Annotated in this window: 10 protein-coding genes; 5 read left to right on the top strand and 5 right to left on the bottom strand. The window is 68.2% G+C overall.

The window, feature by feature from the left end; translation table 11 throughout:
* Positions 1–6: 6 nt before the first annotated feature.
* From ACIO6U_RS02025 to ACIO6U_RS02010, 4 genes are all read right to left on the bottom strand, one after another.
* Positions 7–897, bottom strand: coding sequence for a carbohydrate ABC transporter permease (locus ACIO6U_RS02025; RefSeq protein WP_355334473.1), 891 nt, complete (start codon positions 895–897; stop codon positions 7–9).
* Between the two features lie 14 nt (positions 898–911).
* Positions 912–1,868 (bottom strand): sugar ABC transporter permease, encoded by a 957-nt coding sequence (locus ACIO6U_RS02020; protein ID WP_355334470.1) that lies wholly within the window; start codon positions 1,866–1,868, stop codon positions 912–914.
* An 83-nt stretch (positions 1,869–1,951) separates the two neighbouring features.
* Positions 1,952–3,364 (bottom strand): extracellular solute-binding protein, encoded by a 1,413-nt coding sequence (locus ACIO6U_RS02015; RefSeq protein WP_355334468.1) that lies wholly within the window; start codon positions 3,362–3,364, stop codon positions 1,952–1,954.
* 558 nt (positions 3,365–3,922) lie between these two features.
* Entirely contained in the window at positions 3,923–4,948 is a 1,026-nt protein-coding gene (locus ACIO6U_RS02010; protein ID WP_188279764.1) for a LacI family DNA-binding transcriptional regulator, read from the bottom strand.
* A 170-nt stretch (positions 4,949–5,118) separates the two neighbouring features.
* On the opposite strand from ACIO6U_RS02010, the gene ACIO6U_RS02005 reads away from it, so the two are divergent.
* Complete coding sequence (locus tag ACIO6U_RS02005; protein ID WP_401714854.1) at positions 5,119–7,365, top strand: discoidin domain-containing protein; 2,247 nt, start codon at positions 5,119–5,121, stop codon at positions 7,363–7,365.
* Here ACIO6U_RS02005 and ACIO6U_RS02000 read toward each other — a convergent pair.
* Complete coding sequence (locus tag ACIO6U_RS02000) at positions 7,353–8,621, bottom strand: helix-turn-helix domain-containing protein (RefSeq protein WP_391043742.1); 1,269 nt, start codon at positions 8,619–8,621, stop codon at positions 7,353–7,355. The genes ACIO6U_RS02005 and ACIO6U_RS02000 overlap by 13 nt on opposite strands.
* 502 nt (positions 8,622–9,123) lie before the next feature.
* Here ACIO6U_RS02000 and ACIO6U_RS01995 point away from each other — a divergent pair.
* From ACIO6U_RS01995 to ACIO6U_RS01980, 4 genes are all read left to right on the top strand, one after another.
* Positions 9,124–9,756: a hypothetical protein gene (locus ACIO6U_RS01995; protein ID WP_355334461.1), complete on the top strand. Its 633-nt coding sequence runs from the start codon at positions 9,124–9,126 to the stop codon at positions 9,754–9,756.
* A gap of 259 nt (positions 9,757–10,015) precedes the next feature.
* Positions 10,016–11,788 (top strand): DUF6801 domain-containing protein, encoded by a 1,773-nt coding sequence (locus ACIO6U_RS01990; RefSeq protein WP_401714851.1) that lies wholly within the window; start codon positions 10,016–10,018, stop codon positions 11,786–11,788.
* 18 nt (positions 11,789–11,806) lie between these two features.
* Positions 11,807–12,787 carry an ATP-binding cassette domain-containing protein gene (locus ACIO6U_RS01985; RefSeq protein WP_355334456.1) on the top strand — a complete coding sequence of 327 codons (981 nt, stop codon included), beginning with the start codon at positions 11,807–11,809 and terminating at the stop codon, positions 12,785–12,787.
* Complete coding sequence (locus ACIO6U_RS01980; protein WP_401714849.1) at positions 12,784–13,635, top strand: MlaE family ABC transporter permease; 852 nt, start codon at positions 12,784–12,786, stop codon at positions 13,633–13,635. Before ACIO6U_RS01985 ends, ACIO6U_RS01980 begins: the two co-directional genes overlap by 4 nt.
* Positions 13,636–13,637 lie beyond the last annotated feature (2 nt).

The raw sequence follows: 13,637 nt of genomic DNA, 5'->3' as shown, positions 1-13,637 counted from the left end.
GACCCGTCAGCCCTTGAGGCTGCCCGCGGTCAGGCCGGACATGATGTTGCGCTGGAAGAGCAGGAAGATCAGCAGGGTCGGCACCGCGGAGATGGCCAGCGCGGCGATCAGCACGTTCTGCGGTACGCCCTGCGAGAGCGAGTTGATGCCGATGTTGATCGGCTGGTTCTTCGGGTCGGGCTCCACCAGCATCGGCCAGAGGAAGTCCTTCCAGACGTTGACCACCGCGAAGATCGACACGACGCCGAGGATCGGACGCGACATCGGCAGCACGATCGACCACAGCGTGCGCAGCGGCCCGGCGCCGTCGATCTTCGCCGCGGACATCAGGTCCTCGGGAATCGAGTCGAAGAATCGCTTCAGCAAGAAGATGTTGAAGCCGTTGGCCACCGTGGGCAGCCAGATCGCCCACGGGGTGCCGATCAGGTTCACGTGCAGCAGCGGCAGGTCGAGGACCGTCATGTACTGCGGGACGATCAGCACCGCCGCCGGGATCATCAGCGTGGCGAGCATCATGCCGAGGATCAGATTGCCGAGCACCGGCCGGAGCTTGGAGATCGCGTACGCCGCCGCCACGTCGAAGACGAGTTGCAGCAGCAGCGCGCCGAACGCGTAATAGAAGGTGTTGAAGAGCAGCCGGGCGATCTTCAGCTCGCTCCAGGCGTCCGAGTAGTTGCTCGCCTTCGGGTGTTTCGGGAAGAGCGTCGGCGGATTCGCCAGGACTTCCTGGGCCGACTTGAAGCCGCCGGTCACCATCCAGTAGAGCGGGCCGAGGAACACCAGGGTGAAGACCAGGATGACCAGGCTCAGCACGGTCCAGTAGACGAATTTCGCCCGCGGTCGGCTCAAAGCGGCCGACGAGATCAGGGTCCGGTTTTGCTGGGTGAACGCTGCCATGTCCGTCTTCCGTCCTAGTCGCTGTTCCGGCTCAGCCGCGCGTACACACCGGAGAATCCGGCCAGCACCAGCAGCAGGAAAAGGCCCAGCGCCGCGGCGCTTCCGAAATTGTTGTAGCGGAACGCGTACTGGTAGACCATGTACACGACCGTCGTGGTGGAGTTCTCCGGGCCGTTGCCGCCGGTCAGCAGATAGACGTTGGTGAACTCCTGCATGGTCGCCACGATCTGGAGCAGCAGCATGAGTGAGAGCACCATGCGGGTCTGCGGGATCGTGACGTGCCAGATCTTGCTGAACAGCCCGGCTCCGTCCAGGTCGGCGGCCTCGTACAGCTCGCCGGGGATGTTCTGGAGCGCGGCCAGATAGATCAGCGTGGCGCTTCCCATGCTCATCCAGGTGGCCGCGATCACCACCGAGATCATCGCCGTGTGCGACGAGTCCAGCCATGCGGAGGTCGGCAGGTGAAGGGTCTTCAGAATGTGGTTGAAGAGCCCGTACTCCGGGTTGTAGAAGTACTTGAACAGCAGCACACCGGCGACCGGCGGAAGCATCACCGGCAGGTACACCAGAATGCGCAGGTACGCCTGTGCGTGCCGCAGTTCATTGAGCAGGATCGCCACGAAGAACGGCACGATGAAGCCGATCACCAGCGCGTACACCGTGAATTGCAGGGTGTTGCGCCAGGCCGTCCAGAAATACGGGTCGTGGTAGACCTGCTTGAGATTGTCGAAGCCCACCCAGGTGGTGACACCGCGCTTGGTCTTCTGGAAGCTCATGATGAACTCGCGGACCATCGGGTACCACGAGAAGAACCCGAAGCAGAGGACCGCGCCGATCAGGAAGCCGTACGCCTGGACGTTCTGCCGGACTTTACGGCTCAGGCCGGAACGGCGCTGCGTTCCATCGGGCTGACCAACGGGACGCCCGGCGTGGCGCCTACTCGATTTCTCGGGGACGGTTGTCGCCGCCATGGGTGCTCCTCGACTGAAGTGATGCGTCGGGCCGGTACCGCTGAGCGGGGGCCGGTCGCCGGACCGGCCCCCGCGGGCTGTCGTTACTGAGAGGCGGCCAGGAGGCTGTTGACCTGGGACTCGGCAGTGGAGAGCAGCTTGGAGATGTCAGCGTTCTTGTTGGTCAGAACACCGGACATCACCGTGTCGAGCACGGTGTAGATCTTCTGGGCGTTCGGCGGCTCGGGCTTCACGGGCACCTGGGCGTCGACGTACGTCTTGAAGTTCTCGACCGGGACGGTCGCGTTCGCGGCCTTGGTGGAGTTGTCCTTCTCCTTCGACGCGCCGGTGAAGAAGAAGGGCTGCGGGAGACCGACGGGCAGGCCGTCCGTCTTGTTCCGCGGGTAGTTGAACTGGCCCTTCTCGAGGGTCAGGTACTTGAAGTTGATCCAGGCGATGCCGGCCTTGATCTGGTCCGGGGAGGCCGACTTCTTGAACATGTAGTCGGCGCCGCCGAACAGCGAGGTCTTGCCGCCGGGGATCGGGGCCATGCCGAGGTCCTCGAACTTGGCCTTGTACTGCTGGACGACCAGCGGGATGTCGTCGGGAGCGCCGACGTACATGCCGACGACGCCGGTGCCCATCGCCTTCTGGACGTCGCCCCACTCCTTGCCCGGGGTGGCGGGCATGCTGTTGTCCGTCCAGCGCATGTCGTGCAGCGTGGTCAGCAGGGTCTTGGCGCTGTCGTCGTTGAACGTCGCCTTCTTGCCGTCCTCGGACACCATGGTGCCGCCGAGGCCGTACAGCTCGGACGTGAAGTGCCAGCCGCCCTGGTTGCCGCCGGCGTTCTCGATGAAGCCGTGGATGCCCTTGCTGCCGAGCTTGTCCTCGATCTGCTTGGAGGCGGCGCGGACGCCTTCCCACGTGGTGGGCGGGTTGTTCGGGTCCAGACCGGCGTCCTTGAAGATCTTCCGGTTGTAGATCAGGCCCATCTGGTAGTTCGAGGTGGGCAGACCGTACAGCTTGCCGCCGTCCTTGAGGACGTCGAGGACACCGGGGTCGATGTCCTTGAGGTTCGGGACCGTCTTGTCGTTGACGTATTCCGTGATGTCGGCCGCCTGGCCGGCGTCCAGCACCTGCTGGAGGTCGGTCATGTACGTGTAGAACGCGTCGGTCTGGCTACCGCCCTGGAGCTGGGCGGTGAACTTGGCCGGGTCCTCGCAAGGGAACGCGTCCTTGCTGTTGACCGTGACGTTCGGGTACGTCTTGTTGAACTCGGCGACGTCGTCGATCCACTGCTGGCGCTCGGCCTTCTTCGTGGTCGGCGGCTCACAGTCGACCGTGATCGACACCTTGGTCTTCGGGTCCAAGGGGGTGCCGGCGCTGCTGGAGCTGCTGCTGGCCTTCGTTCCCGGGTCATCCTTCTTGTCGTCGCTGCTGGAACACGCGGCAGCGGACAATCCGATGCCCGCGACCAGCGCGACCGCCACCAGTCTGCGGTAGCCGATTCTGCTCATGTTCAAAACCCTTTCCCCTGAACCACTGCGCGTCGTTGGACTGCGATCTGGGACCCCCGCGGCACATGGTGCACGTGATGCTCGGCGCAGTTGCACGCCGCCGTTTCGGGTTGGCTCAACGTACTTAACCCGATAGATGTCCGCAAGATGTCGCGCGAATTTCGCAAAGACACGACTTGGTTACGACGTCGGACGGCTCGCAAGTGGAAGCGGGGTCACCGGCCGTGTGCTCGCGGACGGCCCGTGACGGCCCCTCCGCGGGCCCGGCGCGGGCCGGGCCGGAGGGGGTGCCCACGGGCCCGGGAGGGTCGCCCGGCGGGCCCCAGGGGGCCGCGGCCGGCGGGTCGCCGGGGGAGCGGACGGCGGCGCCGGGGCGGGAGCACGGCTCTCCGCCCCGGCGCCGCGGTGGCATGGCTGAGCTCGGGCCGAGCCCGGGACGGGCTCAGCCCAGGTCCTGGCCCTGATCCTGGCTCGGGCCCTGGTCAACCCGGACCCGGCTCTGGCTCCGGCTCGGGCCCTGGCTCAGGTCCGGGTTCGCGGGTGACTCGTGGTGCGGGGTCAGACGTTGGCGCGGGCCTCCGGGTGGGGGAGGCGGGAGGGGTGCGGGGCGGGACCGGTGGAACCGCGTACTACCAGTTCCGGTTCGAAGAACAGCTCGTCGTGGTCGACCGACGCCCCGCTGATCTCTCCGGCCAGCAGGTCCACGGCCGCCCGGCCCATCGCCTCGATCGGCTGCCGGACGGTGGTCAGCGGCGGCTCGGTGCAGTTCATCAGCGAGGAGTCGTCGTAACCGATTACCGACACGTCCTCCGGCACCGAGAGCCGCCGTCTGCGAGCCGCCCTTATGGTGCCGAGCGCCAGCAGGTCGCTCGCGCAGATGAAGGCCGTGATGCCGCGCGCGAGCAGCCGGCTGGCCGCCGCCTGGCCGCCCTCCAACGTGAACAGCGCATGCTCGACGGTCACCGACGGGTCGACCCGGCGGGCGGCGGCGAGCTTGCGGCGCGACGGTACGTGGTCGGGCGGGCCGAGCACGAGGGCTATCCGCTGATGGCCGAGCGAGATGAGGTGGTTCATCGCCTGCTCGACCGCGACCGCGTCGTCACAACTGACGCGCGGGAAGTCGAGATGGTCGATGGCCGCGTTCATCAGCACGGTGGGCAGATTGCGCTCGGCCAGCCGCGCGTAGTGGTCGTGCGGTGACTCGGCCTGGGCGTAGAGCCCGCCGAAGAAGACCACGCCGGAGACATGCTGCTGGAGCAGCAGTTCCACGTAGTCGGCCTCGGAGACGCCGCCCGCGGTCTGGGTGCACAGCACCGGGGTGAAGCCCTGCTGCGCCAGCGCGCCGCCGACCACCTCGGCGAAAGCCGGGAAGATCGGATTTTGCAGCTCGGGCATGACCATGCCGACCAGCCGGGCGCGTTCCCCCCGGAGCTGGGTGGGCCGTTCGTAACCGAGCACGTCAAGAGCGGTGAGGACCGCTGCCCGGGTTCCGTCGGAGACGCCAGGCTTCCCGTTCAGCACGCGGCTGACGGTGGCCTCACTCACCCCGACCTTCTTTGCCACCTCGGCAAGTCGTCGTGTCATGGCGTCGATTCTAGTACAGGTGGCGCAAGTTTCTTGCGGTGAATTTGCGAGATCTCTGCAAGCCATCCAAATTTTGCGAAATCCAATCGACATCTTGCTGTCTCATGCATGACATCTCTAGGGTGTGCGTCACCTCTGTGACTCCAGTCAGAAGGGACACCCCCCACCCCATGGACAACAGACGTCGTTCCACGGCCTGGTTGGCTTCCGCCACCGCGGCGGCGGTCGTCGCGGGCGGGCTCGCGCTCGCCGTGACGGCCCAGTCGGCCAGCGCCGCCCCCTCCGTATCGACCGTCTCGCCCTTCGCCGTGAGCGGAGGCGCGAGCGTCCCGTTCACCGAGTACGAGGCCGAGGCCGCCGCCACCAACGGCTCGGCGGTCGGCCCCGACTACACCCAGTCCACCGTCGCCTCCGAGGCGTCGGGCCGTCGCGCGGTCAGCCTCAACGGCCAGGGCAAGTACGTCGAGTTCACCCTGACCGCCCCGGCCAACGCGGTGGATGTCGCCTACAACCTGCCGCGCGGCGCCTCAGGCACCGTCTCGGTCTACGTCAACGGCACCAAGATCAGCCAGAAGCTGGCGGTCACCGCGCAGTACAGCTACGTCGACACGTCGTGGATCGCCGGTTCCAAGACCCACCACTTCTTCGACGACTCGCGGATCAAGCTGGGCCAGAATCTGGCCGCCGGCGCCAAGGTCAAGCTCCAGCTCGACGCGGGCGACACCGGCCAGGCCACCATCGACGTCGCCGACTTCGAGCAGGTGGCGGGGGCGGCGAGCGCGCCGGCGAACTCCATATCCGTCGTCAGCAACGGCGCCGACGCCACCGGGGGCGCCGACTCCACCAGCGCCTTCAACACGACCATCGCCCAGGCGAAGTCGCAGGGCAAGGAGGTCTGGATCCCGTCCGGCGACTTCAAGCTGGGCTCCACCATCCAGGCCGACGGCGTCACCATCCGCGGCGCGGGCAACTGGTACTCCGTCCTGCACAGCTCGCACCTGATCGACCAGACCAGCGCGAGCGGCAACACCAAGCTGTACGACTTCGCCGTCTTCGGCGAGGTCAGTGTCCGCAACGACGGCTCGCCCGACAGCTTCATCACCGGCAGCCTCGGCCCGAACTCGGTGGTCTCCGGGATCTGGGTGCAGCGCGAGAAGTGCGGTCTGTGGCTGACCGGCAACAACAACAACCTCGTGGTGCAGAACAACCGCATCCTCGGCACCACCGCCGACGGCCTCAACCTGGACGGCAGCGCCAACGGCGTCCAGGTGAAGAACAACTTCCTGCGCAACCAGGGCGACGACAGTCTCGCCATGTGGTCGCTCGGCGCGCCCGACACGGGCAACACCTTCAGCAACAACACCATCGTGCAGCCCAACCTGGCCAACGGCATCGCGATCTACGGCGGCAGCAACAACACCGTCTCCAACAACGTGATCGCCGACACCAACGCGCTCGGCGGCGGCATCGCCATCTCCAACCAGGCGTTCCTCCAGCCCTTCAACCCGCTGTCCGGCACCGTCACGGTCTCCGGCAACACCCTGATCCGTACCGGCGCGCTGAACCCCAACTGGGGCCACCCGATGGGTGCGTTGCGCGTCGACAGCTACGACTACGCGATCAACAACGACATCCGGATCAGCAACACGACCTTCATCGGCAGCCCGTACAGCGACTTCGAGTTCGTCTCCGGCGGCGGCCACGGCTACACCATCAACGGCGTCACCGTCAGCGGCGCGACGGCCAGCAACACCGGCACGGTCGTGGTGCAGGCCGAGACGCCCGGCTCCGCGACCTTCACCAATGTGACGGCCACCGGCACCGGCGCGACGGGTACGTACAACTGCTCCTACCCGGCGAACCTGCCCGCCTTCACCATCAACCGCGGTGCGGGCAACAGCGGTTGGGACAGCAACTGGAACGACTGCTCCACCTGGCCGCAGCCGGGCTCGGGCAACCCGACCACCCCGCCGACCACGCCCCCCACCACCCCGGCCTCCGGCAACCTGGCCCAGGGGCACCCGGCCTCCGACACCGGTCACTCCGATGTCTACGTCGCGGGCAACGCGGTGGACGGCAACGCCAACAGCTACTGGGAGAGCACCAACAACGCCCTCCCGCAGTCGCTGACCGTCGACCTCGGCGCGGCCAGGACCGTCGGCCGGGTCGTCCTCAAGCTCCCGCCCGCCACGGCGTGGGCCACCCGTACCGAGACGCTGAGCGTCCTCGGCTCCACCGACAACAACACCTACAGCACGCTGAAGTCGTCCGCGGGCTACACCTTCAACCCCGCGAGCGGGAACACCGTCACCATCCCGGTGACTCCCGCGAGCGCCCGCTACGTACGGCTGACCATCACCGGCAACACCGGCTGGCCCGCGGGCCAGATCTCCGAGTTCGAGGTCTACTCCTCGTAACGTGAGGGGTCGCGCGCCGGGCGGCGGTCCTCCGACAGGAGGCCGCCGTCCGGCGTTTCGCCGTTCTCCTGGAGGTGCAGCGCGCGCAGCGCGATCTCGGTGGCGAACCGGTCGTCGGGGCGGGCGAGTTGGTCGCCGAAAGCGCGGTCGAGGATACGGATCCGGTAGCGCACGGTCTGCGGGTGCACGCCGAGCTGGTCGGCGATCTGCGCCGCGGTGCCTCGGGTGGTCAGCCAGATCCGCAGGGTGTCGATCAGCCGGGCGCGCTGGGTGGCGGTCAGCCCGACCAACGGCCCCAGGTAGCGCTTGGCGATCTGCGCGACCAGCGCGGGATCGCCCAATAACCACAGCGGCAGCAGATGGTTCTCGCTCATCGCCACCGAGTCGTCGTCGATGATCCCGGCGTCGGCCAGCGCCAGTGTGTGCCGGGCCCAGCGCAGCGAATCCGCGGCCTCGCTCAGCGAGGTGGTCAGCCCGATCGCCGCCCGGCAGCCGTTGAGCGCCGCGTGCAGCCGCTCCCGCCGCTCGTCGGTGAACGGTCCCGGCACCAGCAGATGCGGCTCCGGGTCCGCGAAGTCCATCAGGATGTCCTTGTCGAGCGCCGCCCCGGCCGGACGCGTGTCGGGGGCGACCGCGATCAGCGTCACCTCCTCCGGCAGCGGCCACGCCGAGTGCTCGGCCAGTTCCGCCAGCGCGCTGCGGGCCACGGAGGCGCCGTTGAGAATCCGCCGCAGCAGTCGGCGGCGGCGATTGTCGGGCTCCTCGCCCAGTTCCGCCATCGCCTGCACATAGCCCTCGCGGGAGAGTTCGGCGAGATCGCCCATGTACGCGAAGAGCGCGTCGGCGAAGGTCAGCATGAAGGACGCCGACAGGTTGTAGCGGCGGCCCACGCTGCGCACCCGGCGCAGCGCCACCTGGCAGCCGATGCGGTACGCGGCCTGGAGGTTGTCCAGGCTGCGGCCCTCGTACGCCTCGAAGCGGCCGAACTGGCGGCACAGGTCGTCGCGGAGCGCGGTGGTCGCGGTCGGCGCGGCCACCCGGTCGACGAAAGTGGCGATGCTCTGCTCGATACCGATTTTGATCACCCGGGCGTTCGGGCCCTCCAGCAAGTGGCCGTATTCGGGGATCGTGGTGACGATTTCCGTGGCCATCTCTTTTAAAAGGCTGGGGAGTTCCGGCCGCATGATGGCGGCGAACTCCCGTGGAATCGGACCGATTGATTCCGCCTGCTCCGGCGTCTGCCGCGTTACGGTCATGTCCGTACCCCCCTCCCGCGACGGCCCTGCTGGCCGGTGAACCGGTGAAGTGGTGTGCCACGCATGGTAGCCGCGGGCAACCTCGCTGCAACATAGACCAATCGCGTACGGAACGCAGCACCTTGCACACGGAAACGTGTCAGGCCCGCGACGGTGGGCGACGGCGACCGATGGCCATGGTTGCACTCCGGGTGATCGCCCGTCGGGCCGGCCGATGCGCGCACCGTGCGGCCGACTTGCTCACTTGCTTATAAAAAATCCCGGCGCACTGTTGCTTCCGTGACAGAAAAATACCCGAGAGTAGGGTCCGCCGGAGAATCTTGGCCGGGATTATTGCGCCTCCGGGTTACCCGTGCGTAACGTCCTGCTCCGCAAGGGCAACCGAGCGGAATCGGTGCCACGTTCCAGGTAGTGAGTCGTAACCGAATTCCCCTTCCCGCCACACATGGAAGACGCGGAAGCCGGTTTATCAGGTACGTCATCTCCCAGGAAGGATCAGCCCGTGCACAAGCTCTCCAGGACCGCCAAGGGAACCATGGTCACCGGTGCCGCGATGGCGGCGGCGCTCGGCCTCGCGGTCAGCCCGGCCTCGGCCGTCACGTACACCGTCTCGGGCAGCTCGTCGACCGGTGCGATCACCGCGACGGCCACCACGCCCACGCTGACCGACACCACCACGGGCACCAAGCTCACCTGCACCTCGTCGGCGGCCACCGCCACCGTGACCAACGGTTCGCACGGCGGCACCCTCGGCACCATCAACACCGTCTCGTGGAACACCTGCAAGGTCGGCGGCATCACCTTCTCCGTCGCCGCCCAGGGCACCCCGTGGACGCTGACCGGCACCGCCGCCACCACGTCCGCGGGCGTCACCACCGGCACGCTGACCGGCGTCAAGGCCACCCTGTCCGGTCTGTGCAACGCGACCTTCGCCGACCCCAGCGGCGTGGGCAACGGCGCCACCCTCAACGCCACGTACACCAACTCCACCCACACGCTGGCCATCACCGGCGGCACCCTCAAGGCGTACAACGTCTCCGGTCTGTGCCTCGGCCTGATCAACAACAACGACCTGGCCACCTACTCGGCCGGCTACGTCGTGACCCCCACGACGCTGAAGGTCGTCTCTCCCTGAGCCCCGCCCCTCGCGTAACACCGGCCGCCGCGACCGCTGAAGCCCGCGCCGGCCGAACCGGGACCCCGGACCGCCGCAGTGGCGGCCGGGGTCCCGAACACGCACTGGAGGACAAAACTCCGCTTGTGTTTTGTCATTCGGTGACAGGAAATCCGCCCCGGTCCACGCCGTCGAATATTCGTCCGGTCGATCACTTGTGGGGCCTTATTACTCGACCGTAATGTCCTGCGTCGCCGACGCCTTCCTGAGGAGTTCCGTAATGAGGGGTGCCGTGAAGCCGCGCCGCGCGGTGCGGTTCGCCGCTGTCGCAGCGGCGGCGCTCCTGGCCGGACTGCTGCCAGGACCCGACTCCGCGGCCAGCGGCCCGGACGGCAAGGTGACCCTCGGATACGCGTGCGCCTTCCCCGCCGGTACGGCCGCCGACGGCTCCGGCGGCACCGACAAGGCCGTCGTCCAGGACGTCACCGTCGCGCTGGTGCAGAACTACCCGGACACCGCCGTGGTCGGAAAGCCCATCCAGCCGGGCGACCTGACGGCGACGGTCACCATGCCGCGGGCCGGCGCCGAGGCGCTGCTGCCCGCCGGCACCACAGCCCTGACCGGCGCCGCGAGCCTCACCGCCCATGTCGCGCAGGGCACTTCGCGAGCGGACGCCGTATGGCCGGGACTGACCGCCCCCTCGACACCGCTCAAGGGCGACGGGGACCTGGTGCTCACCTTCGGCGGCGCGGTGCCGCCGCTGACGGTCACCGCCTCCGGCGAAGTGCGCTTCACCGCAGGGGAGTTGGGCCTCAAGCTCAGCCCCGTGACCGACCCCGCGTCCACACCGCCCGACTCCCCGAGCACCGGCACCGACAGTGCGACCGGCACCGACAGCGACAGCGCGTCCGGCGCCGGCAGCGCGACCGGCACGGCCGCGGACTCCGCCGGTACGGGCCAGGCCGCCAAGGACGCCGCCGACATCATCGGCACCTGCGCCCCCAAGCCCGACCAGGGCGACCTCCTCGGTACCGTCTCCGTCCCCGGCACCCCCGGCGGCTCCTCGGGACCCGGCCACGCCACCGCGCCCGGCGGCTCCTCGGCCGCCGCCCCCACGCCGCGCACCGGCTCCCGCGCGGGCGTCGGCAAGACCGGCGAGGGCGCGGGCGACGGAGCCCCCGACGCCGCCCGGTCCGACGGCCGCAACACCATCACGCTGGCCTCGCCCCCGCACTCCGGCGTGCACGACTGCGAGGACCCGCCGGAGGGCGACACCGACCCCGCGGTCATGGACTCCATTCCCCGGCCGCCCAACGCCGTCCGCAGCCCCGGCCCCGGCGACCCGCCGTTCCCCCCGTACTCCCAGTGCGGTTACGTCACCGGCTACTCCAACGTCTTCAAGCTCAAGGGCGCCGCGGTCATCAACGACCTGACCAAGAAGCCGACCCGCGTCACCGTCGTGCAGAAGAGCATCTGGACGGAGTTCACCGACCCCGACCCGCTCAAGCAGTACTTCGAGATCGACTCGATCGCGAAGCTGGCCCTGCCGCCGTCCGACACCACCTTCCTGACCTTCGGGTTCGTGCCGGTCACCGCCCGGATGGAACTGCTCCCCAAGGGCCTGATGACCGTCGTCACGGTCGGCACCAGCAACCTCGGCACGATCACCACCAGCACCATCTACGGCAAGCAGGAACTGCGGCTGTCCGACGTCAAGGTCAACGGCGTACCGCTGGACGTCGGTGCCGACTGCCGCGCCTCGGCGCCGCTGGACATCAAACTCGTCGGCTACGACCGCAGTTCACTGACCGGCCGCCCGACCGGACCCACGGACTACGGAGTGCAGGACGGCGGGCCGCTGGCCCAGGACGACCTCTACATTCCCCCGTTCACCGGCTGCGGCAGCCACGGAGAGAACCTGAATTCCCTCTTCACCTCGGCGATATCGGGGCACGGCAACTCACTGAATCTCATCCAGGGACCGCTGTGCGTGCCCATCGCGGCCTCGGGATGCGATCCGGAGATCGCCTTTCCCGAACCGCCCCACCACTGATCAGCTCCGGGAGGTGCAATGGGAATCGAAGTGATCGTCGAAGGACTCACCAAGTCCTTTGGTACGCAGAACGTCTGGCAGGACGTCACGCTCACACTGCCGCCCGGTGAAGTCAGCGTGATGCTCGGCCCTTCCGGAACCGGCAAGACGGTATTCCTGAAATCGCTCATCGGCCTGCTCAAGCCCGAACGCGGCCGGGTGCTCGTCGGCGGCGTCGACATGGTGAACAGCCCGGAGCGCGACATCTACGAGGCGCGCAAGATGTTCGGCCTGATGTTCCAGGACGGCGCGCTCTTCGGGTCGATGAACCTCTTCGACAACATCGCCTTCCCGCTGCGCGAGCACACCAGGAAAAAGGAGTCAGAGATCCGCCGCATCGTCATGGAGCGGGTCGACATGGTCGGCCTCCTCGGTGCCGAGGGCAAACTGCCGGGCGAGATATCCGGCGGCATGCGCAAACGCGCGGGACTCGCCCGCGCCCTGGTGCTCGACCCGCAGATCATCCTGTGCGACGAACCCGACTCCGGCCTCGACCCGGTCCGCACCTCGTTCATCTCGCAGCTCCTCATCGACCTCAACGCGCAGATCGACGCGACGATGCTGATCGTCACCCACAACCTCGACATCGCCTCGACCGTGCCCGACAACATGGGCATGCTCTTCCGCCGCGAACTGGTCGCCTTCGGCCCCCGCGAGCTGCTGCTCACCAGCAACGAGCCGGTCGTACGGCAGTTCCTCAGCGGACGCCGCGACGGACCGATCGGGATGTCGGAGGAGAAGGACGAAGCGGCCCTGGCCCGCGAGCAGTTGAACGGCCGCGAGCTGCCCGCGGCCCCGCGCCGCGTCGCGCCGCAGCTCGAACCGTCACCCGGACTGCCGCCCCGGCAGGCGGTACAGCGCCGCAGGGCCCGCGTCCTGGCCATGTGGGACCAGCTCCCGGCCGCGACCCGCGAAGCCGTACAGGCCGGACTCGTCCCCGTCCAGGGGGAGCCCGCATGACCGCGCCCGTACGGGTCCCGGGACCGGGACCCGAGCCGACCCCGCCGCGCCCCGAACGCGTCACCGTGCCGCGCCGCCCGATCCCCGGCACCGGCGCGCTGCGCGAGACCGGGCAGCTCATGACGCTCGCCGCCACCACCGTGCGCGACACCTTCCGCAGGCCGTTCCAGATGCGCGAACTCATCGAGCAGTTCTGGTTCGTGGCCAGCGTGACGATCCTGCCCGCCGCCCTGGTCTCGATCCCCTTCGGCGCCGTCATCGCCCTGCAAGTCGGCTCACTGGCACAGCAGTTGGGCGCCCAGTCGTTCACCGGCGGCGCCAGCGTGCTGGCCGTCATCCAGCAGGCGAGCCCGCTGATCGTCGCCCTGCTCATCGCGGGCGCGGGCGGCAGCGCCATCTGCGCCGACCTCGGCTCGCGCAAGATCCGCGAGGAACTGGACGCGATGGAGGTGATGGGCGTCTCCCCGGTGCAGCGGCTGATCGTGCCGCGCGTCCTGGCGACGATGCTCGTCGCGGTCTTCCTCAACGGCGTGGTCTCGGTCGTCGGCACCGCGGGCGGCTACTTCTTCAACGTCATCGTCCAGCACGGCACCCCCGGCGCGTACCTGTCCAGCTTCTCCGCGCTCGCGCAGCTCCCCGACCTGTACATCAGCGAGATCAAGGCCGTGATCTTCGGTTTCATCGCGGGCATCGTCGCCGCCTACCGCGGCCTGCACCCCAAGGGCGGCCCCAAGGGCGTCGGCGACGCGGTCAACCAGTCCGTCGTCATCACCTTCCTGCTGCTGTTCCTGGTGAACGTCGTCCTGACCGCGATCTACCTCCAGCTCGTCCCGCAGAAGGGAGCCTGAGC

It is taken from the genome of Streptomyces sp. NPDC087422, from assembly GCF_044744145.1.
Classification (GTDB): domain Bacteria; phylum Actinomycetota; class Actinomycetes; order Streptomycetales; family Streptomycetaceae; genus Actinacidiphila.
This window is presented reverse-complemented; position numbering and strand designations above follow the sequence as displayed.

Coding starts and splice junctions, on each gene's coding strand:
- ACIO6U_RS02020 (WP_355334470.1), bottom strand. CDS start 1,868: ATGGCGGCGACAACCGTCCCCGAGAAATCGAGTAGGCGCCACGCCGGG.
- ACIO6U_RS01990 (WP_401714851.1), top strand. CDS start 10,016: ATGAGGGGTGCCGTGAAGCCGCGCCGCGCGGTGCGGTTCGCCGCTGTC.
- ACIO6U_RS02005 (WP_401714854.1), top strand. CDS start 5,119: ATGGACAACAGACGTCGTTCCACGGCCTGGTTGGCTTCCGCCACCGCG.
- ACIO6U_RS02025 (WP_355334473.1), bottom strand. CDS start 897: ATGGCAGCGTTCACCCAGCAAAACCGGACCCTGATCTCGTCGGCCGCT.
- ACIO6U_RS02000 (WP_391043742.1), bottom strand. CDS start 8,621: ATGACCGTAACGCGGCAGACGCCGGAGCAGGCGGAATCAATCGGTCCG.
- ACIO6U_RS01980 (WP_401714849.1), top strand. CDS start 12,784: ATGACCGCGCCCGTACGGGTCCCGGGACCGGGACCCGAGCCGACCCCG.
- ACIO6U_RS02010 (WP_188279764.1), bottom strand. CDS start 4,948: ATGACACGACGACTTGCCGAGGTGGCAAAGAAGGTCGGGGTGAGTGAG.
- ACIO6U_RS01985 (WP_355334456.1), top strand. CDS start 11,807: ATGGGAATCGAAGTGATCGTCGAAGGACTCACCAAGTCCTTTGGTACG.
- ACIO6U_RS02015 (WP_355334468.1), bottom strand. CDS start 3,364: ATGAGCAGAATCGGCTACCGCAGACTGGTGGCGGTCGCGCTGGTCGCG.